Source organism: Maritalea mobilis, from assembly GCF_004363175.1.
GTDB lineage: Bacteria > Pseudomonadota > Alphaproteobacteria > Rhizobiales > Devosiaceae > Maritalea > Maritalea mobilis.
The window spans coordinates 684,965-708,678 of sequence record NZ_SNYR01000001.1 but is presented as its reverse complement, the minus strand read 5'-3'; the positions used below and the strand labels follow the sequence as shown (position 1 = coordinate 708,678).

Below are 23,714 nucleotides of genomic sequence, written 5' to 3'. Positions count from 1 at the left end.
AACCTACCCCTAGCGGATCTGCGATGTGGCTTGCAGCATTTGGTCGGCACCCGAAATCACACGCGCATTCATTTCATATGCGCGCTGGGCGGCGATCAAATCAGCAATTTCAGTCACAGCGTTTACGTTGGCCAGTTCCAAGTGCTTTTGCAGCATGTTGCCGAAACCATCTTGGTTGGCGACGCCGTTTTGTGCTGGGCCAGAGGCGGCGGTTTCAACATAGGTGTTGTCCCCGATGCTTTCCAAACCCGCTTTGTTGGCAAAGCGGCTCAATTGGATTTGACCCAGGGTAGTTGGGGCTGACTCATTGTCCAAAAAGGCTTGAACTGTGCCGTCAGCTGAGATTGAAACGGCGCGGGAGTTGGCCGGAATGTTGATGCCTGGCTGAACCAAATAACCTTCGATGGTGACCATCTGGCCGTTTGAGTCCCGTTCGAATGAACCGTCACGGGTGTAACCTGTGCGGCCATCTGGCAGGGTTACGGAGAAGAAGCCTTCACCACGGATGGCGATGTCCAACTCTTTTTCAGTTGGCTGAATGTTACCTTGGCTCATGATCCGCGGTGTGGCGCCGGTTTTAACACCAGAACCGATTTCAACGCCTGTTGGCAATTGGGTGCCAGCGGCAGAGGTTTGCGAACCTGCGCGGCGATAAACCTGATATAGCAAATCCTGGAAGTCAGCCCGCTGGCGCTTATAGCCAGTGGTGCGCATGTTGGCGATGTTGTTGGAGATAACTTCAACGTTCCGCTCTTGCGCTGACATGCCTGTGGAAGCGATATAGAGTGCCTTCATTATTCTGTTCCTTTCGCTTTCACTTAAGCTCTTGTGTCGCCAAGTTTTTGAATGGCACTGCGGCGCAATTCATCTTGACGCTGTTGGAGACTGGCGATGGATTCATATGCTTTGGTTACGCGGATCATTTCGGTCATTTCAGAAACGCCAGAAACGTTAGACCGCTCAATGGCCATATGGACCAACCGGGATGGGTTGTCGAAAATTGGATTTTCGCCAGAAAACATGGTGTCGCCTTCGCGGCGCAGGCTTTGTGGATCATCAAATTCTGCGATCCGCAAAATACCTTTGTCGCCAGCGGAAGAGGTGACCCGGCCATCTTCGGTGATGGCGATGCCTGTTTCTTCCGGGCCGAAGGTTACGAAGCCACCGTCAGCCAGCACATTGTAGCCTTCTGAGGTGACCAGCTGACCAAGCTCATTAAGCTGAAATGAACCGTTGCGGGTGTAGCGCTCGCCGCCTGGCGTATCGATAACAAAGAACCCGTCGCCTTGAATGGCCACATCCAATGGGTTGCCTGTTTGCGTGATGCTGCCGGAGGCAAAATCGTGAATGGTGGCCCAATCCTGCGTGTAAGAAAGCGGCTGGTCCATCATCTCAAAATCTTTATGACGGGCGACCGGCATGACATATTCTTCGAAAAGAATGTCCATATTTTTGTAACCGGCTGTATTCATATTGGCCATATTGTTGGCCACAACGTCCATTTGACGTTGCAGGGCAATTTGCCTTGATAAGCCGATGAGCTGTGCGTTTTCCATGGCACCTGTCTCCCCAATTTAACATTTGGCCGTTTAACTTCCCCAAGCTAGCGGGCCTGCCAAATACAATGCGAAGATCGTGCCAGTTTTCTAACTTATTGATTTATATGGATTTTGATTAAAATTTTCATCAAATGGGTAAGTGAGTGTTTGCTGGGTGGCAAAATTTACCGGGCAAAAATTGCCGCAAAATGCAAAAAGTAACTCTTCGTTAACCTTCTCGCCCTTACCTCTGTATATATAGGCAATGTGGGCGCATCGCCTATGATTCTTGGATAATTGAGGTTTGGCATGGCCAACGAAGACGCAAATGTCGACCCCGAAGCCGGGGAAGAAGGCGAAGGCAAAAAGAAACTGCCCTTAATGGTGATTATTGGCGCTGCTGTTGTTTTGCTGGCGGCGGCAGGTGGTGCAGCCTATTTCTTTCTATTTGCAGGTGGCGATAGCGAGAAGCCCGAACTTCAAGATGTACGTGAAGCGGTGTTTTACGATTTGCCCACAATCACTGTGAATTTGAGTGATGATGCTGACAATGATGAAGTGTTTTTAAAGCTCGCCATTGCGCTTGAGCTTTCTGATGAAGCGCTGATTGAAATTGTGGAACCGCGTATGCCGCGGGTGTTGGACACATTTCAGGTTTATTTGCGCGAATTGCGCCGCTCAGACCTTGAGGGGTCTGAAGGGATTTATCGGTTGAAGGAAGAATTGCGCCGTCGGGTGAATTTGGCGGTGTTCCCCGCGCAAGTGGACAGCATTTTGTTTAAAGAAATTCTGGTTCAATAAGGTTACGTCATGGCAGATGAAAACGACGATCTGATGAGCGCCCTGGACGAAGAGCAGTCCAAAAATGATGACGATATGGCATCAGAATGGGCTGCGATGATCGAAGGGGGCGGCGACGGTGATGGGGATTCCCACGCTGACCGTATCCTCAATCAGGACGAAATCGACAATCTTTTAGGCTTTGATCAGGCGGATCTGAGCGAAGGCGATATGTCTGGGGTGCAAGCGCTGATCAATTCGGCGCTCGTATCTTATGAACGTTTGCCTATGTTGGAGATTGTGTTCGACCGCTTAGTGCGGTTGACCACAACTTCACTGCGCAACTTCACGTCTGACAACGTAGAAGTCTCGCTGGATAGCATCACTTCCGTGCGCTTTGGCGACTATTTGAACTCTGTGCCATTGCCAGCGATTTTGACTGTGCTGAAGGCGGAAGAGTGGGACAACTTTGGCTTGATGACGGTTGAAAGTAACCTCATCTATTCCATGATTGATGTGCTGTTGGGCGGCCGCCGTGGCAACAACACCATTCGGGTTGAGGGGCGCCCCTATACCACCATTGAGATGGGGCTGACCCAGCGCATGATCGAGTTGATCCTCGATGATATGATGAAGGCATTTGAGCCGCTGACGCCAGTGACCTTTAAAGTTGAGCGTATGGAGACCAATCCGCGCTTTGCTGCGATTGCCCGGCCTGCCAATGCCGCCATTTTGATTGAGTTGCGCATCGATATGGATGATCGCGGCGGCAAAGTTGAGATTTTGCTGCCTTATGCAACTATCGAGCCGATCCGTGAACAATTGCTGCAAATGTTCATGGGTGAAAAATTTGGCCGTGACCCGATTTGGGAAGGTCATTTGGCATCTGAGATTTTTGCCGCGGAAACTGAGTTGGAAGCGGTGTTGCATGAGTGGGAAATTCCATTGTCCCACGCCATGAACATTTCAGCGGGTGACACGCTGATGTTTGAACGCACACCAAATGATCCGGTTTCGCTGCGTTGTGGCAATGTGACCTTAACCGAAGCGCAAATGGGCCATATTGGCAAAAATGTATCGGTACGCGTAACCCGTCCGCTGAACCCGCCAAAAGTGACAATGTCGGTGTTTGAAGCAATGGACGAGCAGGGGAGAGACTAAAATGGCTTTTGGTTTGATTGTTGAAGGTGCGGTTGCCATTTTGTTGGTGCTGACCATTGGCTATTGCTATGTGCTGAATGTGCGTTTGAAGCGGCTACATGCCGACCGCGACGCTTTGCGGGCTATGATCACCGATTTGGTGCGCGCCACCGATATGGCCAATGGGGCTATTCAGGGCTTGAAGCTCACTGCTGCAGAAACTGACGCCCAATTGCGCAGCCGTATGCAAGAAGCGGAAGGCTTTTCCACTCAGATGGGTCAGCAAGTGCAAGACGGACAAGATTTGCTGTTCAAAATCAGCCAGATTGCGAAAACTGCACGTGATGCAGAAGCGCAGCGTGGCGGTGTGACGTTGCCACCACAGGCGGCGCCTGCACCACATGTTCCAGTTGGCGAGCGCCCTGTGCCAAAAGCGCGTAATGCTTTGTCACAATTAGATAAATACACCCGCTCTAAAGGGGAAGCGGCATGAATTCAATCCGCTTGTTGCCAGTGGTTATGGTTGCTGCTGGTGCGTTGTTTCTGTTCAAATTTCTCGGCATTGTTTCTGGCGAAGGCTACAGCCTGAGCGGGGCGCAAATGGTGAGCGCGCAAGAAGCGCCTGAACAGCCACAAGATGCGCAAGTGCAAGAGGATATGACCCAAGATTCCACGGGGAACAGCTTGGCGGATGATGCCCAGATGAGCCCGGAAGAATTGGCCGCACAGGAAGAGAAGCCGCAAGACGCAGCGCCGATCATGATCAAGAAAGATGGTGACATTGTTTCTTGGGAAGATGCCGATGGTTTGGCCGACACGGAACGCGCCATTTTGGCCAGACTGAGTGAACGGCGCAAAGAGCTTGATGCGCTGGAAGCGCAATTGAAAGTGCAAGAAGATATTGTGCGGGCAGCGGAAAAGCGGCTGGAAACACGGGCAGCGGAGCTGAAAGAGATCGAAGCCCGTATTCAGCAACTTGTTGACCGCAAAGAAGGGCTGGAGGATGAGCAATTTGGCTCGCTCGTCTCCATGTATGAAAACATGAAGCCCAATGATGCGGCGCGGATTTTCGACCGATTGGATATGCTTGTGCTGGTGCGCATGGTAGAGCGCATGAACCCACGCAAAATGGCGTCAATTTTGGCGGCGATGGATGCAGAAAAGGCAGAGGCCCTGACCATCAACCTCGCCAACCCGAATTTGCAGCAGATGGAAACTGTGCCTGCACAGGACGATGCTCTGCCTCAAATTGTAGGCCAATAGCCCGCTTTCCGGCATGTGGTAAGTAAAGTGTTAATCGCTAGACGCTAGATTGATCTGAACGATTGATCGTAAAGAGGCCCATCCCGCAAATGGTGTTGTTTAAAGCCATGCAAAAAGCGTTGTGCCAAGCGTTGGTTGCGTCCACGCTTGCAGGCGGGATTGCTGCGTCTATTTTGCCGCCAGCGGCGATGGCGCAAAATCAGCAAGAATCCCAGCGTTTAGAAGTGGTTGCGCAAGGCCAGCCAGGCTATGGCCGGATTATCTTGAAATTTGTCGATCGTCTTAATTTGCCCTCTTACTCCATTTCCACCAATGGCGGGGTGATGAGCATTGAGTTCTCTCAACCTATCAATGTGCAATTGCCGGACGTGACCGAGCAGTTGGGCGACTATGTTGCCGTGGCGCGGGTGGACCCGGACTTTAAAGGCATTCGCTTCGGCTTGAAGCAGGATTATCGCATCAACCGTATTGAAGCGGGTGAGCGGCTGTTTATCGATTTTATTCCTCGTGATTGGCAGGGGTTAGACCCCTCATTGCCCGAAGATGTGGTGGCGGAACTGGCGCTGCGGGCAGAGCAAGCGGCAAAGCTGGCAGAGCAGCGGCGCAAGGAGCGGATTGCGCGGGAAACCAAGCCAAGCGCCATTTTGCGTGTTGGTCGGCATCCGACATTTACACGCGTGAAATTTGAGTGGACCATCGACACAGAGGGTAGCTGGGAGCGCACCGCTGAAGGCGGGGTGTTGAAATTTGAATGGCCTGTGGACGTTGATCTTTATCCCATTCAATCGGAATTGCCGGAAGAAATTGAAAGCGTTGAAAAAGAGATCACCCGTGACGGGTTGCGGGTGAGCTTTAAGCTGACCGACAAGGTTGAGCCGCGCTTTTTTAAAGAAAATAGCCGCAACTATACGTTGGATTTGGACTTTTCGACCCGTGAAGATGTGGGCGTGCCCATTACCGACATCGCGCCGGAACAAGTTGCAGAAGAGATTGCTGACAATGAACGTGTGACGACGACACAGGATGAGATTGACCCACTGTTGCGGAAAACGCCAACCTTGTCACGCCAAACTCGCATCACGCCTTTTGTGAACAAAATTGGTGGCACGGTTCGGCTCATTTTCCCATTTGAACAGGATACGCCTGCTGCCGTATTCAAGCGCGGTGACACGGTTTGGATGGTGTTCGACACCCATGTGGCGATTGATCCACCAGCGGACACGGATTTGCTGGGTGGCATCACGCAAGACATTAAAGTAGATACGGCCGGGGAAACCCAAATTGTTCAAATGACCATGAATGCGGATCGGCTGGCGACTTTGGGGTCAGAAGGGCGCTCATGGGTTTTGTCGCTGGGCGATATTTTGATTGCGCCGACCGAGCCAATGTCGCTTACCCAACAACGCCAAAGTGATGGGCGCACCGTGTTGGTGGCTGACCTGCTGCGACCTGGGCGGGTGCACCAATTGCGTGATCCGAATGTTGGCGATTTGTTGCAAGTTGTGACGGCCTATCCACCTTCACGGGCGATTGTTCGCGACTTGGAATATGTTGATTTCAAAGCGCTGCGTGCGGTGCATGGTTTGGTAATCAAGCCATATCACTCTGAAGTGATTTTGCAGATTGAAGGCTCGGAAGTGGTGATCGATGCGGAGGAGAAACTGATGTTGTCTTCCGCCACAGATGTGAACCGCGAAGTGCTGGTGGATGCTCGTGACCGCATTGGCTATATCGACCTGAGCGCGATCGAGACTGTTCGCCCGGACAACTTCATTGAAAAGCGCGAAGAAATTCAGGTGCGGGCTGCGGAAGCAGAGGGCAATGCGAAAGAGAGTGCGCGGGTTGAATTGGCCCGATATTATCTGGCCAATCGTTTGACCCATGAAGCCTTGGGCGTGCTGCGGGTTTGGGAAAAAGACACCAAGCGACCGCAATTGGTGGAAGAAGGCAAGATGGTGCAGGCGGCCGCAAATGTGTTGGCAGGGCGCCATGATGATGCGCTGGAAATTTTATTGGAAGACGAGTTTGTCGACGAGCCGGATGCGGTGATGTGGCGGACGATTGCGCGGGCCAACCGGGGCGAATATGACATTGCCCGCAATGATGCGTTGCTGGCCGAGCAGGCGGTGGAAGCTTATCCGACTTGGATTGCCAATGAGTTTTACTTTGCGGCAGCGCGGTCTGCCGTTGAAATGGGTGATTCCGCAGCGGCGATCCGCTATTTGGGCGGTATTGATTTCAGTTCGCTCGATAAAGAAAATCTAAGCCGCTATGACCTGCTGGCCGGGCGTGTGGACGAGGTGGACCAACGTTATGCTGATGCGTTGGAGACCTATGGTTCAGTGCTGAATATGGATATTCGGCCCACCTATGCCGAGGCGGTTTATCGCACATTATTGGTGCTGGAAAAGCAGGGTAATATTGATTTGGACAAAGCGGTGCAGACGCTGTCCATTCAATCGCTGACATGGCGTGGCGGCGAGCTTGGCGCGAATATTCAAGAGCTTTATGGGCGCTTGCAGTTCAAAAACCATGATTATCGTGGTGGGTTTGAAACGCTTGAGCGGATGCAGGTGGTGCACCAAGATACGCCACAGGAGACGCGGCATTTTGAGCTGTCAAAGCAGATTTTTGAAGATCTGTTTTTGAACGGCGAAGCTGATCGGCTTGAGCCTGTGCGGGCGCTTGGCCTTTATTATGATTTCCGTAAATTGACGCCTGCGGGCGCTAAGGGCGACGAAATGATCCGTAATTTGGCGCGGCGTTTGGTGCGGGTTGATTTGTTGGATCAGGCGGCGGAGTTGCTGGATTATCAGATTGATAATCGCTTGGAAGGTGTAGCACGCGCGAAGATTGCGGCGGACCTTGCGGTGATCCATATTGCTAATCGGCGGGCAGACTTGGCGCTTAAAGCGCTTTATAAAACCCGTTTGGCCAATTTGGTGCCACAGTTAGAACGGCAGCGTCGGATTTTGGAAGCTAAGGCTTTGATCGATGCGGGCCGTGATGAGCTGGCGGTTGATATTTTGCGCAATATTGAAGGATTTGACGCCCGGTTGCTTGAGGTTGATGCCCATTGGGCGGGGCGCCGCTATCGCGAGGCTGGTGAGTTGATTGAGCGTATTTATGCTGATCAGTACACAGATGCGGGATCGTTGCCAACAAGTGTGCGCAATGATTTGGTGAAGGCAGCTGTTGCCTATACGCTGGGCAATGATGAGATTGGACTGACACGGTTGCGGGCGAAATTCTCTGGTCGCATGTCGTCCACGCCTGAGTGGCCAGTGTTTGAATTTGTGACCAGCAAAACCGCGTTTGGCACGAAGGAGTTTAAAGCACTGGCGAAAGAGATTGCGGATGTGGATTCGCTGAACTCATTCCTTGCGGCATATAAAGAGCGATACGGCACAGAAGGCGCGTTGGCGCCGGATCAGGATGTGCTTTAACCGAGATAACTTCGGATCAGTGAGCCTGCGACCAAGTTCCAGCCATCGACGAGCACAAAGAAAATCAGCTTAAACGGCAATGAGATCACGATAGGCGGCAGCATCATCATACCCATGGACATGAGCACCGAGGCGACCACCATGTCGATGACGATGAAGGGCACAAACAGCAAAAAACCAATCTCAAACGCCCGCCGCAATTCAGAAATCATAAATGCAGGCACCAAAATAGTGATGTCCAGTTCCTCGGGATTTTCTGGGATCGGCGTTTCCGTTAGGTCCAGAAACAGCTGTACATCTTTATCCCGCACATGCGCGCGCATAAATTCGTGCAACGGCGCCATGGCCTCTGGTAGCGCCTCTTCCAGCAACAAATCGCCAGCAACCAAAGGCGCGATGCCTTGGTCATAGGATTGTTGCAGGGTGGGGGCCATCACAAAGGCCGTGAGGAACAAGGCCAGTGAAATCATCACTGAGTTTGGTGGTGCGGTTTGCAGGCCGATTGCGGTACGCAACAAAGACAAAACGACGACAATGCGGGTGAATGAGGTGACCATCACCAGAATAGACGGGGCCAAGGACAGGATCGTGATGATCCCGATCAGTTGTACCGCGCGCTCAGTGAGCGTTGTTTGGTCTTGAAAGTCGATTGAAATGTCTTGGGCGAAACTGGGGAACACAAACAGCGCCCCCAGCATCAAAATAACAAAGCAGAAGCTGAACGATTTTGCGCTAAACCAAGCGAAGGATTTAAGACGTTCAGCCGTAAATAATTGCGCTGGCGGTGTGCCAGCCAGCGCAGGGCGCAATTTAGTCTTGCTTGGCTTTGTCTTTTCCATGTTCAGACGCTGAATCGGCTCCTTCATGCTCGCTTTTCGGAGCATCTTCATTCGCCAATTTAACTGAGTCGGCATTTGCGTCTTGGTTTTTGTTGTCTGAAACCGGGCTATCCACGTCTTTTTGCTTGTTGCCGCTGCGCAAAAGGCCGGGATATTTCAACGTGTTTGTGCCCGCACTCGGGTTAGATTTGGCCAGCTCTTGCAGCTTTTCAATCGGGGCGAGGTTTGGCATTGGCGTCACGTTGCCGCCTTTGGTTTCGCTCGGCGGATTAACCTGCGGTTCCATCCGGTCTTCCAGCGGGGAAACGGGTGTGGTGCGCGACGGGCCACTGGCGCGTGGTTTAGCAACAATAGGGGCGGCTGGTTTCAGGCCCTCATTTGGTTCCAATTGCGCCTTCATGGATTCACTTTCAGGCATTTCGGTTTTGGCGGCAGCTGGGCGTTGATCAACTTCATTCGGATTTTGAAAGCCGCTTTCAATCACCACATCATTTGGGCCGCCGATCATCACCAGATGCTCAACATCGTCACGGCGCACGATCACCAATTGGCGCTTATTGTCTACCGGCGCAGATTGCAGCACGGCCAAGCGGCGCAATTTGCTGCGGGTGCCATCGCGGCTGGCGCGGAAGCCAATTTTGATCAGCCACACCACCAAAATGATGGCCAGAATTGTGATGAAAAGACCGCCAATAACAATGGCAATATTGCCCAAATCTTCACCCAAAAGTTCAGTTAAAAAACCCATTATAGCCTCTATGTTCGTCTTTATTGCTGTGTGGCATATGCGACCTATCTGGTCAAAATGTGGTGATCGAATTTAAACACTCAAAAAAATGATATGGCAAAAACTGCCTAGTGCAAGCCTACATTCGGCGAATGACACATTTTGGCACGCTGATTGATGGCATTTATTGAAAATTGCAAAGATTATTAACGCGACGTTAACTATTTGCCCGGCAATATCTGCCTAGCACTAAGATGAGGTTAGTATGTCGATTGCAAAGTTGCCTTTATTTGATGCGTTGACGCAGAAAATGAAGTGGCACCAAACGCGGCAAACATTGTTAGCAGAGAACATCGCCAACGCTGATACACCAGATTATCGCGGGCGTGACCTGAAAAAGTTCGATTTTGCGCAGCATCAGGCTGATTTGAAGATGACCAGCGTGTCGACGCGGGTGACGAATGTGAATCACTTTTCAGTGGTGGGGCAAGGCGCAGACGGATTCGGCGCGCGGCAAATGAACAATTTTGAAATTACGCCAGAAGGCAATGGTGTGGTGTTGGAAGATGAGATGATGAAAGTCTCCAGCAACCAGATGGACTATCAAGCGGCAACCGCCGTCTACAAACGCTCTTTGCGGTTGATCAGAACCGCATTGGGCAAGCAGTAATTTGACGAGGTGAGTGATGTCTTCTGATTTTATGAATTCGCTGAAAATTGCCGCAACAGGGCTGCATGCGCAGTCTGCACGGATGCGGATTATCGCTGAAAACATGGCCAACTCCAGCTCAGCAGCGAAAGAGCCGGGGGCAGACCCATATCGGCGCAAAGTGCCGACCTTTGAGGCGGTTTATAATAATGAACTGATGGCCAATGAAGTGAAGATTGGCCGCGTGGCTTATGACCAAAGTGATTTTCAATCACGCTATGAGCCGGGGCACCCGGCAGCGGATGATCGTGGCTATGTGCTGTATCCAAACGTGAATAGCCTGGTGGAAACCATGGATATGCGGGAAGCCCAGCGCACATATGAAGCGAATTTGAATGTGGTGACCGTGACCCGGCAAATGCTGGGCGGCACATTGGACATTCTTCGCGGATAGGGGAAGGGCTGAGCGGTGCAAAATTGGGGAATGGCGCGCCGCAAAAGCCAACTAAAATTGGGGAATTTTTATGAGCGTACCATTTGCAGCAGCGTCTAACGCTTATGCCAGTGCAGCCCAATTGGGCAACACGGGCCAGCAAAGTGCCCAACTGGCAGCAAAAACACATGAGGGGCCAAACTTTGGCGAAATGCTGACGCAAAGCCTGACCGATGTGGTGGAAACAGGGCGTGTGGCCGACCAAAAGGCCATGGATCTTGTGAATGGCGAGTCAAACGTGGTTGATGTGGTGACCGCGATCTCCGAAACTGAAATTGCTATGGAAACAGTGGTGACGATTCGTGATCGGGTGATCACTGCTTATGAATCAATCATGCAAATGCCAATCTAAGCTTGCTTAGGTGGCATGATTTAGGAGGCGTTGTTGACCGGCGCGCAAGTTCTAGACGTTGCACAAGACGGCATTTGGACGTTGATCTATGTATCGGCGCCGCTGATGATTGTTGGCCTTGTGGTGGGCGTTGTGATTGCGCTGTTTCAGGCTTTGACGCAAATCCAAGAGATGACTTTGGTGTTTGTGCCAAAAATCTTGGCGATCTTTATCACCATGCTGCTGCTGCTGCCGTTTATGGGCGCGCAAATGGCGGGCTATATGGATCGGGTGGTTGATTTGATCATCACTGGCGGTTAGCGCCATGAGCTTTAGCGTCAACTGGCTGCCCCAAACGGTTTTACTTTATTTCTTGATATTTGCGCGGCTGGGCACATTGATCATGCTGATGCCGGGCTTTTCCTCCAGCCGACTTTCGGTTCGGATGCGATTGGCGCTGGCGCTGACTTTTACATTTATCATGTACCCGCTGATCTCGCCGACTTATCCGCAGGGCAACTTGGCGTTCTACCCGATTATCGCCCTTTTGGCCTCTGAATTGGCGGTGGGGTTTGTGCTGGGGGGCACAGCAAGATTGTTGACCTCCGCAGCGCAGGTGGCCGGGTCGACCATTGCGTTTCAAACCGGTTTGTCCTTCGCGCAAACATCTGACCCAACGCAGGGCGGTTTGCAGGGGGCGATTTTTGGTAACTTCATCGCGGTGCTTGGCGTAACGCTGATCTTTTCGATGGATTTGCACCATTTGGTGTTGGCCGCGATTTATCGCAGCTATGAGATATTTGCGCCCGGCGCACCGATTTTGTTGGAAGATGCAGGCACCATGGCGCTGAAAATTATTTCGTCCAGCTTTGTGGTTGGGGTGCAGATGGCCGCGCCCTTTATCGTTTTTGGCTTGGTGTTCTATTTCGGCTTGGGGCTTTTGGCCCGTTTGATGCCGCAATTGCAGGTGTTCTTTATCGCCATGCCGGCCAATATTGGCCTTGGCTTGTTGATGTTTGCGCTGCTGCTGAGTGTGATGATGGCGCTCTATATCGAGCATCTTGAAACCTATTTTGCAGCGCTTGTTGGAGTGAGATAATGGCTGACGAACCGGATAAGTCCGAGAAAACCGAGGACCCCTCCGAGAAAAAGCTGCAGGACGCGCACAAACGAGGGGATGTGGCGAAAAGCCAAGAGCTTACCACTTGGTTTATGATGCTGGGCACAGCCCTGATCTTCTCACTGATGGCCCCAATCACCGCCGGCACGCTGACGCGTATGCTGAAAAATGTGATGGCCAATGCCGACCAATATGAGATTGGCGAATCTGGCTTTGCAGGCTTTTGGTATGAGCTGGCGGGTACTGTGCTGTTGGTGGCGCTGGTGCCATTGTTGATTTTGGCGGGCTTTGCCTTGGCAGCAAATCTGGTGCAACACCGACCCGTATGGTCGCTTGATCCGTTAAAGCCAAAATGGTCGAAAGTGTCGCCGCTGAGCGGGGCAAAACGGCTCTTTTCTAAAGATGCTTTGGTGAATTTTGCGAAAGGCCTCGCGAAACTTTCGATCGTGTCGATCATCATGTTTTTGGTGATTTGGCCGGAGCGTGATCGGCTGGATACCTTGGTGACGGCAGACCCGGCAACGCTGATGCTGACTTTTCAAGAATTGGGCATCAAAATCATATTGGCAACGCTGGCGGTTGTGACCGTGGTGGCGGGGCTCGATTTTATGTATCAGCGCAACAAATGGTTTGAAAAACAAAAGATGACCATCAAGGAAGTGCGCGACGAATATAAGCAAATGGAAGGTGACCCGAAGGTCAAAGCCAAGTTGCGGCAAATTCGGGCTGAGCGCGGGCGTCAACGCATGATGCAGAATATTCCCGATGCCAGCGTGATCATCACCAACCCGACTCACTATGCGGTGGCACTGAAGTATGAGAAGGGCATGCCTGCGCCTATTTGCCTTGCCAAAGGCGTGGACAAGGTGGCGCTGAAAATTCGTGAAATTGCCACCGAAAACGACGTGCCGATTGTTGAAAACCCGCCATTGGCGCGGGCGCTGCATGCCAGTGTTGAAATTGAAGACCCCATCCCCTCGGAGCACTTTAAAGCGGTGGCGGAAGTGATCGGATATGTGATGCGTTTGCGCCGCGTACGCTCTTGGAGCGCAAAAACGTCATAAATTTGCATCTCACCGGGCAAAAAGCCAAATAATTCCCCTCATTCACTTGTGGTTGGACGCAATTGGCGCAAAGATTTATGAAGGGTTAATTTTGGTGATTCTCAACGCCAAATTTAGAGTAGTGTGAGAGGGCATAGACTATGGCGGTGACCCCGCTTCAAGAGGACACATATCCGCAACCAGCCGTTAAACGGTCCATGGGCAACCCTGGCCTTTGGCGCGTTGTTGTGTTGACGCTGTTTTTCATCGGTCTTGCAGTTGTCTATGCTTTTTACGGAGATCAAATTTCAGCTGACATTTTGATGCTGGTGCTCGGGCTTTTGGCCGTTCTGGGCGTGTTCAGCCTGTTCGGTTTGGCCGCAGGCCTGTTTCGGCTGTCTCATCATGATGATGGCCCTGCGCTGCAAAATGCGATTGTGGACAGCCTTGATTATGGCGCGGTGGTTTCTGATCGCGATGGGCGCATTGTTTATGCCAATGCGGCCTATGGCGAATTGGTGGCTGGGTTGGACCGCACGGCGTTGGCCAGTGTGCCACGTCTGTTTGCCAGTGCGCCAGAGGCGGCAGAGCCGATTTATCGCTTGTCCCGTGCCGCTCAAGAGGGGCGGCGCAGTGTTGAAGATATTCGCCTCACCACCACACTGACCGGTGAAAACCCGGATATGCCGATCTGGTATCGCGTGCGCGTGCAGTCTTTGCCAGCCATCGATCAGGCGGGCGGCAAAGCGTTGGTGATGTGGAGCGTAGAAGATATTTCTCGCGACCGGGCCAAGCAGGAAAACATCTTTTTGGAATTGCAACGGGCGATTGATTATCTCGACCATGCGCCTGCCGGTTTCTTTTCCACTAATGGCAGTGGGCAGATTCAATATTTGAACGCCACATTGGCCAATTGGCTTGGCTATGACCTTGCCGAATTTGATACGGGGTCAATCCATCTTTCCGAAATTGTGCGCGGCGACGGGTCTGGCTTGTTGCTTGGCGGCTCGGCCGACGGACAGATCAAAACCGAAATTATCGATATTGATTTCGTCAAGCGTGACGGCACCAACTTGCCTGTGCGTTTGTTGCACCGTGCGGCTCGGTTGGCCGAAGGCGATTTAGGTGAAACCCGCACTTTGGTGTTGGATCGATCTAAAGGCGCGGACCTCTCTGAAGAATTGCGCACGGCGGAGGTCAAATTCTCGCGCTTCTTCAATGATACGCCATTTGCGATTGCCGCTTTGGATTCAGAAGGTCGCATTTTGCGCACCAACGCGCCATTTATGCGCACTTTCGACAATGAGCGCGGCGAACGGGCAACGGATCATTTGCCATTGTTTGACTTTGTTGCGGATGATGCCAAGGCCAATTTGGTGACCGCATTGCAACAGGCCAATGCCAACCATTCGACCATTGAGCCGGTGGATGCGGTGCTGAAAAGCGATAATGAGCGCAGCGTTCGGCTTTATATTTCTGGTATTGAAGATCCTGATGAGCAGGGCGAAAGTGCCATTGTTTATGCGCTGGACACCACGCAACAACGGGTGCTTGAGCAGCAATTTGCGCAAAGCCAAAAAATGCAAGCCGTGGGCCAGCTGGCCGGTGGTATTGCTCACGATTTGAACAATATTCTGACGGCCATTATTGGCTTCTCTGACCTGTTGTTGCTTAATCTGCGGCCTAACGATCCGTCCTTTAAGGATACGATGGAAATCAAGCAAAACGCCAACCGGGCTGCTGGCTTGGTGCGGCAGTTGCTGGCCTTCTCACGTCGTCAAACCTTGCGGCTTGAGGTGTTGGAAGTCTCGCTTTTGGTGGACGATCTGACCGTGCTGTTTAAACGCTTGATTGGCGACAGCATCAGCCTGAGTGTTGACCATGCGGCAGAGCTTTGGGCTGTGCGGGCAGACCATGTGCAGCTTGAGCAGGTGGTGATCAATCTGGTGGTGAATGCGCGTGACGCTATGCCAGATGGTGGGTCTGTTAAAATTCGCACCCGCAATGTGGCTGAGGCGGAAGCGGCGACCTTTAATTATCGCGGTATGCCCGCGGCAGACTATGTGTTGATCGAAGTGGAAGACACTGGCACGGGCATGACCCAAGAGGTGATGGCGAAGATATTCGAGCCATTCTTCACCACCAAAGATATTGGCAAGGGCACAGGGCTTGGGCTTTCCACCGTTTATGGCATTGTGAAGCAAACAGGCGGCTTTATTTATGCGGATAGTGAGTTGGGCAAAGGCACAACATTCCGCATCTTCCTGCCGAAATATGCCCATGTGGCGGGCGAAGCGGCAGAGCGCGCTTCAGTGCAAAAAGCGCGTGATTTGACAGGCAAAGAGCGCATTTTGATCGTTGAAGATGAAGACAGCGTGCGGGCCTTCTCTGCGCGAGCTTTGGCTTCTGCGGGCTATGTTGTGCATGAGGCCGATAGTGGCGTGGAAGCACTGGAAGTGCTGGAAGAAATTGACGGCGAGATCGAACTGTTGATTTCTGATGTGGTGATGCCGGAAATGGACGGCCCGACATTATTGGGCGAAATGCGTCAGCGCTATCCGGACATTAAGGTGATCTTTGTTTCCGGCTATGCCGAAGAAAATGTGCGCAAGGGGCTTGAGGACGATGTGAGCGTCGACTTCTTGCCGAAGCCATTCTCTCTAAAACAACTGGCCGCGAAGGTGCGGGCGGTGCTGGAAGGCGAAAGCGATGACCCGGAAGAAGGGGAATGATCCGCACCACTTAGTGGGTGATTCCTTTTTCAGGGCAGGCTGACAATTTAAAGTTGCGACTGATTGTAACTAACGCACATGGTTAATTTGCATGTGTTTTTAGATCAAAAAAAGAACAAATCTCAAAAATGCATATAATACAGCGACTTATCCTTATTGACAAAATTCGCAAAATATGAGAACAAATATAGTACAAATTATATTTTTCCCCGGACCCGAATAAATTTGCATGGGCCAGCGGACTTTGGAATAAGGAGAAGGCAAATGGCTAATTCACAACTTCGCGTGGTCGAAGGGGGATCTATGGATAAGAATAAGGCACTTGAAGCCGCGCTCTCTCAAATTGAGCGAAATTTCGGTAAAGGCTCAATTATGCGCCTTGGAGAAAATTCTGCTGTTGAAGTGGAATCAATCTCTACTGGGTCGCTTGGTTTGGATATTGCGTTGGGTATCGGCGGTTTGCCCCGTGGCCGTATTGTTGAAGTTTTTGGTCCTGAAAGTTCTGGTAAAACCACATTGACCTTGCACGCCATTGCGGAAGCGCAAAAGGCTGGTGGCATTTGTGCCTTTGTGGATGCGGAACATGCATTGGACCCGGTTTATGCCCGTAAGCTTGGCGTGAATATTGATGATTTACTCATCTCTCAGCCGGATGCTGGTGAGCAAGCGCTAGAGATTGCCGACACATTGGTGCGTTCAGGTGCGATCGATTTGTTGGTTGTTGACTCGGTTGCCGCATTGACACCTAAGGCCGAATTGGAAGGCGAAATGGGCGACAGCTTGCCTGGTTTGCAAGCGCGCTTGATGAGCCAAGCGATGCGCAAATTGACCGCGTCTATTTCTCGCTCAAAAACTATGGTGATTTTCATCAACCAAATCCGGATGAAGATTGGTGTGATGTTTGGTTCGCCAGAAACCACTACTGGCGGTAATGCGCTGAAGTTTTACTCATCTGTTCGTTTGGACATTCGCCGCATTGGCGCGATTAAGGATCGTGACGAAGTGGTGGGCAACCAAACTCGCGTGAAAGTGGTGAAGAACAAGCTTGCCCCTCCATTCCGTCAGGTTGAGTTTGATATTATTTATGGCGAAGGCATTTCCAAAACCGGTGAGCTGCTCGATTTGGGTGTAAAAGCTGGCTTGGTTGAGAAATCTGGCTCTTGGTTCTCTTATGATAGCCAACGCTTGGGGCAGGGACGTGAAAATGCGCGCCAGTTCCTAAAAGACAATCCGCAGATTGCATTTGAGATTGAAAGTGGTGTGCGTGAGAGCGCCGGGCTTTTGACTGAGAATATGATTGCCCCACCGCAACCAGACAAAATTGAGGCTGATGATAGCGTTGAGATTGTCGAAGATTCCGACAAATAATTGTTGGAATAAATAATCCTTGCTGACCTTATAGGCGCCGAATATTTTCGGCGCCTTTTTCTTTTCTATGCCTCTTAATTCCATGGGCTATTCAATTGCTGGACAGGTGGAGTTGTGGCGTGTAAAACCGCCTGAAGTTCTGACTATTTGTGCAAGGCCGACATAGATTTATGACCAGCGTAAACGACATTCGATCCAAATTTCTTGATTACTTCAGTTCACATGATCATGAGTTGGTCGAAAGCGCGCCATTGGTGCCGCGCAATGATCCAACCTTGATGTTTGTGAATTCCGGTATGGTGCCGTTTAAAAACGTGTTCACTGGGGTAGAGAAGCGCGATTATAAACGCGCAACGAGCGCGCAGAAATGTGTGCGCGCGGGTGGCAAGCACAATGATTTGGACAATGTAGGTTTTACCGCACGTCACCACACCTTCTTTGAAATGTTGGGCAACTTTTCATTCGGCGATTATTTCAAAGAACAAGCTATCGAACATGCTTGGCAGATGGTGCACAAGGAATTTGCTTTGCCGAAGGATAAATTGCTGGTCACAGTTTATCATGAAGACGATGAAGCATTTGATCTTTGGAAGAAGATTGCTGGTCTCACTGATGATCGGATTATTCGCATCTCCACAAATGACAATTTCTGGATGATGGGTGACACGGGGCCTTGTGGTCCATCTTCTGAAATCTTTTATGATCATGGCGATCACATCTGGGGTGGCCCGCCGGGAAGCCCTGAAGAAGATGGCGACCGCTTTATTGAGATCTGGAATTTGGTGTTCATGCAATATGAACAGCACGCCAATGGCGACCGCACAGATTTGCCACGCCCTTCGATTGATACCGGCATGGGCCTTGAGCGGATTGCGGCCGTGTTGCAAGGCACACATGACAATTATCAAACCGATATGTTTAAAGCCTTGTTGGCCAGCGTCGCGGATGTGACAAATACGGATATTGGTGACAAGGGCGATCAAAGCCGCCGCGTGATTGCTGACCATTTGCGGTCCATGTCATTTTTGATTTCTGAAGGTGTTTTGCCGTCTAATGAAGGACGCGGCTATGTGTTGCGGCGGATCATGCGCCGTGCCATGCGCCACGCGACTTTGTTGGGTGCCAATGAGCCAGTGATCAACAAGCTTGTAGGTAGCTTGGTGCGTGAGATGGCGCAGGCTTATCCTGAACTGTCGCGCGGCGAGGCGATGATCAAAGAAACGATCAAACTTGAAGAAGAACGCTTCCTCAAAACCTTGAGCCGCGGCCTGCAAATTCTTGAAGATGAAACCAATGAGTTGAGTGAGGGCGCAACCCTTGATGGGGCGACTGCATTTAAGCTTTATGACACTTATGGTTTCCCCCTGGATTTGACCCAAGATGCGTTGCGTCAACGCGGCATTGGTGTGGACCAAAAGGGCTTTGACGATGCGATGGCTGCACAAAAGGCCGAAGCACGGAAAAACTGGTCAGGTTCTGGCGATGCTGCATCTGAGGCCGTTTGGTTTGCGATTGCTGACCAGAAAGGCACCACAGAGTTTCTCGGCTATGAAACTGAGCAAGCTGATGGTGAAGTTGTGGCCATTGTGAAAGATGGCGAGCAGGTTGAACAATTGGCAGCTGGTGAGAGCGGCATTTTGGTGTTTAACCAGACCCCGTTTTATGGCGAGAGTGGTGGTCAGGTTGGTGACACGGGCCGCGCTTTTGAAGAAGGCGTTGCTGCTACAATTTCTAACACCACGAAAAGTGCGGGCGTATTTGCGCACCATGCCAAAGTTGACGAGGGCACTGTGAAGGTGGGTGATGCGTTGCATCTGAGTGTCAATGATACGCGCCGTCAGTCTATCCGGGCCAATCACTCAGCAACTCACTTGTTGCACGAGGCTTTGCGCGAAACATTGGGTGACCATGTGGCGCAAAAGGGCTCGATGGTTTCGCCAGATCGCTTGCGTTTTGACTTTTCGCACACCAAAGCGGTGGGCGCTGAAGAAATGCAGAAAATTGAGCAAATGGCCAATGCGGTTATTTTGCAAAATAGCCCTGTTGAGACCCGTTTGATGGCCGTTGATGATGCCATTGAGGCGGGCGCGATGGCGCTGTTTGGCGAGAAATATGGCGACGAAGTGCGCGTTGTTTCCATGGGCAAGCCGCTCAATGACAATAAATCAAACAAAGCCTATTCAATGGAGCTTTGCGGCGGCACCCATGTGCGGGCCACTGGCGAGATTGGCGTGGTGGCTGTTGTGGGTGAAAGCGCGGTGGCTTCTGGCGTGCGCCGGATTGAGGCGCTGACTGGTGATGCAGCACGGGCATATTTTGCAGAGCAAGAAGCACGGGTGCGCCAAATCGCGGATCGCCTGAAAGTTGCGCCAAAGGATGTTGTGACCCGCGTTGATGCGTTGATTGAAGAGCGCAAACAGCTTGAAAAGCAATTGGCAGATGCACGGCAGAAATTGGCCATGGGCGGCGGCGCAGGTGGCGGCAGTGAGATCGAAAAAGTTGGTGATATCAACTTTATGGGTCGGGTTGCTGAAGGCTTGCCAAGCAAAGAATTGCGCGGACTGGTGGACCAGGGCAAAGATCAGATCAAATCAGGCGTTGTGGCCATTGTTGGCATCGGTGACGATGGCAAAGTTGGCGTTGCTGTGGGCGTGACTGATGATTTGAAAGACAAGCTGAGCGCGGTTGATTTTGTGAAAATCGCTGTGGAGACACTTGGCGGCAAAGGGGGCGGTGGTCGCCCTGACATGGCGCAAGGTGGCGGACCGAACGCAGATAAAGCGCAAGATGCTATTGATGCTGTTCGCGCTAAACTGGCCAATTAAAATTTGTTGGTGAAGCAATTTGAAAGGGCCGCCAGGGCGGCCTTTTTGCGATTAGCTGATCAGCAAATTGCTTAGCCTGTCTTTAAGCGCGCCTTTGTCATCAGCGAGCAACGGACCCGTTTCGATATAGCTCAGATGCTTTTCGATGATGGGCTGTAGCGGTTCAGCAAATAAATCTTTGTTCGCGGCAATAAGATTTTCCATGCATTGCAAGATTGTCTGTTGAACATCGAATATTTCGCCGCCATCGCGCATCACTGGGACGAGCAATGTGTGCAGGATTTGACTGAGCGGGACAGGTGCAATCCATAGATGCTCATATTTGGGCGTATCGATTTCTGCGGGCGTGATGTGCAGCAGAATGCGCAGGCCGCGATTGAGGCAATCCATTGCGGTGCCGGGGTCATTGATGGCTTTAGATAGGGCGCGCGTGGCTGTTTCTGCCAATACGACAAATCCGAACTCTGGGTCTTGGGCGAATGTGCGCTCATTGGCTAAATGGAATGTGCGCTGCACTTTCTCTATGTCTTCTTCCTCCAATTGGGCGGAACTCCAAGCCAAAGGCAAGGTGGGGCAGGCGAATGCGCCGGGCTGAGCCGTGAGAAAGATGCGTGCTTCGTGCTCTTCAGCGAGCTCATTCAGGGCGTTCAAATCGACATGCTGCACAAATTGCGGTTGGGACGCATAGATGGGCATCCAATCAGCTGTCTTTAGTTCGTCCTCCCGAAATGGATTGCAGCCTAAATGGGGATCAATTTGCCAATTTTCGAGGGTGGAAAGTGTGGCCTTTTCAACCCGGTTTAGCGTGTCAGGGATGCGGCCAAACACGCGAAGTAAGTCGATCCACCGAATGAACGAGGTGAAGATGATCACCAAGATCAGCAGGGTCATGGCCAATAGTACAATGCGACCACCTTGGTCATAAACGCCCATATGGAGTGCGATGATGCCGACTAGGGCGAAGATGAAAGACCCCAGAAATGTGGTGAGCACATTTTGAGAGGTTTTATCGCGCAGCAGTAATTGGGTGGCACGGGGCGTGGTGGACTGGGCGGCGCCGTTCATCGCATTGGCCATGATGCCCAAAGAAAAGGTGGAGACCGCCAGCATGGATGAGGCGATGATGTTGAGAATGGGCTCAACAGATTTTGCGCCAAGCTCCCAAATCCAAGCCTCTGGCAAAATGGGGCGCAGCAGAATGGCTGCCAATGCGGTGATGATTGCCAGAAGGGAAAATGCGGTGAGCCTGATCCAAATTTCAGAAAGCAATTGCTTGAACAAAAAGAAGAATTTGGACGCAAACATAAAGAGCACTTTCAGCAGGTTGGCGGCTTAGATTTGACCAGTGTAGCTGGCTTACGCCAACCTGCAAATGGGCGAGTGCAAACTATTCTGTTATAGATTGCAGCGCTTTACCGCGCGTCCAGGGCTGGTTTGATTACCTCAAGCCGATTGGTCCAAATATATCCGTCGAAATTTTCGGGAATATAGCCCAACTGTTCAAGCTGATCGATGCCGCTGGTGCCTGATTTAATGTCGGTTAGGTCCATGGGACCAAGCAAGACCAGCCGTGAATTATGCTCGGCAAGCCTTTGGGTGAGGCGATGGGGCCAACCCCACATGGCGGGGGCGATGTTGGCTGGAACTGAGACCCATTTGTTGTGGCACTCTTCCGGCACATGGCCTGACCAACCGAGAGCAATATATTTCAAGAGGCAGGCCTTGGTGTCTTGTTTGCTATAGCCGCCGAGGTCTGGCCTTTTGGCAATTGTTTCGGCAACGGGGCGTGCGCCGCCATAAACAGCAATGGTCATTTGATTGAGCTTCGGATCATTTTCAAAATAGTCGAGCAGCAATTTTGCTTCTTCAGGATCGTCACTTTTGAAATTGATCAGCAATTTGGCGTCTGATGGCTGAACGCGCTCGATAAACTCACTTAGCTCATAGAGTTGGCCAACAAATTTGCCGCGGAAGGGGAAGGTTTTTCCGTCGTCTGCGGTGTAGCCATAGCCCACATCGAGTTGGCGCAGATCTGCCATCATTTTGTCTCGGATCGGACCAGTGCCATTGGTGCGGCAATCTAATGTCCAGTCGTGGAAAACGGCCAGTTTATTGTCCATCGTTGGGGCGATGTCGATCTCGACAATATCTGCGCCCATCTCGATGGCTGCATTGGTAGATTCTGGTGTGTTCTCTAGATAATCATGGCTGGGCGGTAATATGCGCTCGGCTGTGCAGGTTTGGTTGGTGAGGCCTTCACGATGGAAGGTTTGGTGCAGGCCGCGATGGGCGATAAATTCAAGTTTCCCATTTGAGGATGGGCCTGCAATCAGCGAGCTATTCCATGCCCACAGGCCAGTGACCGCACCAATAAACCCTAAAACGACCCAATATCTTTTGCGCATGGAACCTCCAATATTTTTTTGCTGCAACATCGGCGTGCTTTGCGGGCAAAATAGGGCGAAGAGGAAAAAGAAAAGGGCGCTGAGATGCAGCGCCCTGATTATTCTAATGGACGGTGACTTCACCGCCACTTGAGGTGTTGTTGCGTGTCTCTGCCGGTGAGCCGTAAATGGTCACATCTGCGCCTGAGCTGGCATCTGCAGTCACTTTGGTGCTGGCGAAAGCGCTTATGTCGCTGCCCGACGACGCGGAGATTTCAACGGTTGCGCATTCCATGTTGCGCGCATCGAGATCAGAGCCAGCGCTGGCTTGAAGGTCGGCATTTTCGCATGTGCCAGACAGTTCAACATCGCCGCCAGCGGACGCGCGGGCTTTGATTGATTTTACGGCCAAATCCTTGCCGTGGAAATCAGCACCAGCGCTGCTGTGCAGGCTCAAACGGTCCAACTCGAAACCTTCAATATAAAGATCAGAGCCTGCGGAAACATGTGCATCGGTGATGGTTGGCATTTGGATGCGGACTTTGGGGGAAGGGCCGCTGAACCAGTCAGTCAGGCTTTTGAAAATGCCTTCTTCTTTGCGGTCGATTTTGAGGGCATTGCCATCTTGCTCGACAACAAGTGTTTCGAGGGTTTTTGCGTCTTTCGCTTCAGCGGTGACGGTGAAGCTGTCGCCATATGTAATGTAGGCGTCAACAGATTCAGAAACGGTGACCATCGAAAAATCTTTAAAGTCATATTTGCGCGTTTCTTGCGCGAATGCGGGCTGGCTGGCAACAATGAAAGCGCCAATGGCCAAGCCGAGTGCGGCTAAGTGCGTGGTTTGGGTAATATTGGATTTTTTGGCAATGGTTGTATGGGAGGGACGAAACATAAATTCACCTTGTGTTCGAATGCCCTCCACATATTGGGCAGATAATCGTTCATACAAGGGAATGTGGCGAGATTTGATAAGAAATTTTTGTGACAAAATCTCAGAAATGGAAAAGACCGCGAAGACAAATGCTTCGCGGCCTTT

At 51.5% G+C, this 23,714-nt stretch carries 21 protein-coding genes; 14 read left to right on the top strand and 7 right to left on the bottom strand.

Annotated elements, in window-relative coordinates; all coding sequences use genetic code 11:
* Window positions 1–9 precede the first annotated feature (9 nt).
* Window positions 10–795, bottom strand: coding sequence for a flagellar basal-body rod protein FlgG (flgG, locus tag ATL17_RS03345; RefSeq protein ID WP_133571352.1), 786 nt, complete (start codon window positions 793–795; stop codon window positions 10–12).
* Between the two features lie 23 nt (window positions 796–818).
* Window positions 819–1,556 carry a flagellar basal-body rod protein FlgF gene (gene flgF, locus ATL17_RS03340; protein ID WP_133571351.1) on the bottom strand — a complete coding sequence of 246 codons (738 nt, stop codon included), beginning with the start codon at window positions 1,554–1,556 and terminating at the stop codon, window positions 819–821.
* Window positions 1,557–1,847: 291 nt separating this feature from the next.
* Here flgF and ATL17_RS03335 point away from each other — a divergent pair, with 291 nt between their 5' ends.
* The 5 genes from ATL17_RS03335 to ATL17_RS03315 all read left to right on the top strand — a co-directional run bounded on the left by ATL17_RS03335 (window position 1,848) and on the right by ATL17_RS03315 (window position 8,167).
* On the top strand, window positions 1,848–2,339 hold the full coding sequence (locus ATL17_RS03335; RefSeq protein ID WP_133571350.1) for a flagellar basal body-associated FliL family protein: 492 nt from the start codon (window positions 1,848–1,850) through the stop codon (window positions 2,337–2,339).
* Between the two features lie 9 nt (window positions 2,340–2,348).
* Window positions 2,349–3,479, top strand: a complete 1,131-nt coding sequence (fliM, locus tag ATL17_RS03330) for a flagellar motor switch protein FliM (protein WP_133571349.1) — start codon at window positions 2,349–2,351, stop codon at window positions 3,477–3,479.
* 1 nt (window position 3,480) lies between these two features.
* Window positions 3,481–3,951, top strand: a complete 471-nt coding sequence (locus ATL17_RS03325) for a DUF6468 domain-containing protein (RefSeq protein WP_133571348.1) — start codon at window positions 3,481–3,483, stop codon at window positions 3,949–3,951.
* Complete coding sequence (locus ATL17_RS03320; RefSeq protein WP_133571347.1) at window positions 3,948–4,721, top strand: MotE family protein; 774 nt, start codon at window positions 3,948–3,950, stop codon at window positions 4,719–4,721. Before ATL17_RS03325 ends, ATL17_RS03320 begins: the two co-directional genes overlap by 4 nt.
* An 89-nt stretch (window positions 4,722–4,810) precedes the next feature.
* On the top strand, window positions 4,811–8,167 hold the full coding sequence (locus tag ATL17_RS03315) for an ATP-binding protein (protein WP_133571346.1): 3,357 nt from the start codon (window positions 4,811–4,813) through the stop codon (window positions 8,165–8,167).
* Here ATL17_RS03315 and fliP read toward each other — a convergent pair.
* On the bottom strand, window positions 8,164–8,865 hold the full coding sequence (gene fliP, locus ATL17_RS03310) for a flagellar type III secretion system pore protein FliP (RefSeq protein ID WP_133572177.1): 702 nt from the start codon (window positions 8,863–8,865) through the stop codon (window positions 8,164–8,166). The genes ATL17_RS03315 and fliP overlap by 4 nt on opposite strands.
* Window positions 8,866–8,977: 112 nt before the next feature.
* Window positions 8,978–9,754, bottom strand: a complete 777-nt coding sequence (locus tag ATL17_RS03305; protein ID WP_133571345.1) for a flagellar biosynthetic protein FliO — start codon at window positions 9,752–9,754, stop codon at window positions 8,978–8,980.
* Between the two features lie 244 nt (window positions 9,755–9,998).
* Between ATL17_RS03305 and flgB the strand changes: the two genes are divergently transcribed.
* From flgB to alaS, 9 genes are all read left to right on the top strand, one after another.
* Window positions 9,999–10,403 carry a flagellar basal body rod protein FlgB gene (gene flgB / locus ATL17_RS03300; RefSeq protein WP_133571344.1) on the top strand — a complete coding sequence of 135 codons (405 nt, stop codon included), beginning with the start codon at window positions 9,999–10,001 and terminating at the stop codon, window positions 10,401–10,403.
* Between the two features lie 16 nt (window positions 10,404–10,419).
* On the top strand, window positions 10,420–10,836 hold the full coding sequence (flgC, locus tag ATL17_RS03295; RefSeq protein WP_133571343.1) for a flagellar basal body rod protein FlgC: 417 nt from the start codon (window positions 10,420–10,422) through the stop codon (window positions 10,834–10,836).
* Between the two features lie 70 nt (window positions 10,837–10,906).
* Window positions 10,907–11,227, top strand: a complete 321-nt coding sequence (fliE, locus tag ATL17_RS03290; RefSeq protein ID WP_133571342.1) for a flagellar hook-basal body complex protein FliE — start codon at window positions 10,907–10,909, stop codon at window positions 11,225–11,227.
* 33 nt (window positions 11,228–11,260) lie between these two features.
* Entirely contained in the window at window positions 11,261–11,527 is a 267-nt protein-coding gene (gene fliQ / locus ATL17_RS03285) for a flagellar biosynthesis protein FliQ (protein ID WP_133571341.1), read from the top strand.
* A gap of 4 nt (window positions 11,528–11,531) precedes the next feature.
* A complete protein-coding gene (gene fliR / locus ATL17_RS03280) occupies window positions 11,532–12,305 on the top strand; it encodes a flagellar biosynthetic protein FliR (RefSeq protein ID WP_133571340.1) in 774 nt (257 codons plus the stop codon).
* Window positions 12,305–13,390 carry a flagellar biosynthesis protein FlhB gene (gene flhB / locus ATL17_RS03275; RefSeq protein ID WP_133571339.1) on the top strand — a complete coding sequence of 362 codons (1,086 nt, stop codon included), beginning with the start codon at window positions 12,305–12,307 and terminating at the stop codon, window positions 13,388–13,390. Before fliR ends, flhB begins: the two co-directional genes overlap by 1 nt.
* A 146-nt stretch (window positions 13,391–13,536) precedes the next feature.
* Window positions 13,537–16,101: a cell cycle histidine kinase CckA gene (cckA, locus tag ATL17_RS03270; protein WP_425462420.1), complete on the top strand. Its 2,565-nt coding sequence runs from the start codon at window positions 13,537–13,539 to the stop codon at window positions 16,099–16,101.
* A 264-nt stretch (window positions 16,102–16,365) separates the two neighbouring features.
* Complete coding sequence (recA, locus tag ATL17_RS03265) at window positions 16,366–17,469, top strand: recombinase RecA (RefSeq protein WP_133571337.1); 1,104 nt, start codon at window positions 16,366–16,368, stop codon at window positions 17,467–17,469.
* A 170-nt stretch (window positions 17,470–17,639) separates the two neighbouring features.
* The gene (gene alaS, locus ATL17_RS03260) at window positions 17,640–20,294 is read left to right on the top strand and encodes an alanine--tRNA ligase (RefSeq protein ID WP_133571336.1); all 2,655 of its coding nucleotides are present in this window, start codon (window positions 17,640–17,642) and stop codon (window positions 20,292–20,294) included.
* A 51-nt stretch (window positions 20,295–20,345) separates the two neighbouring features.
* On the opposite strand, the gene ATL17_RS03255 is transcribed toward alaS, so the two are convergent.
* The 3 genes from ATL17_RS03255 to ATL17_RS03245 form a co-directional block, all read right to left on the bottom strand.
* On the bottom strand, window positions 20,346–21,599 hold the full coding sequence (locus tag ATL17_RS03255) for a DUF2254 domain-containing protein (protein ID WP_133571335.1): 1,254 nt from the start codon (window positions 21,597–21,599) through the stop codon (window positions 20,346–20,348).
* Between the two features lie 107 nt (window positions 21,600–21,706).
* Entirely contained in the window at window positions 21,707–22,699 is a 993-nt protein-coding gene (locus ATL17_RS03250; protein WP_133571334.1) for a glycerophosphodiester phosphodiesterase family protein, read from the bottom strand.
* Between the two features lie 103 nt (window positions 22,700–22,802).
* Window positions 22,803–23,570 (bottom strand): head GIN domain-containing protein, encoded by a 768-nt coding sequence (locus tag ATL17_RS03245; protein WP_133571333.1) that lies wholly within the window; start codon window positions 23,568–23,570, stop codon window positions 22,803–22,805.
* Between the last annotated feature and the right edge of the window lie 144 nt (window positions 23,571–23,714).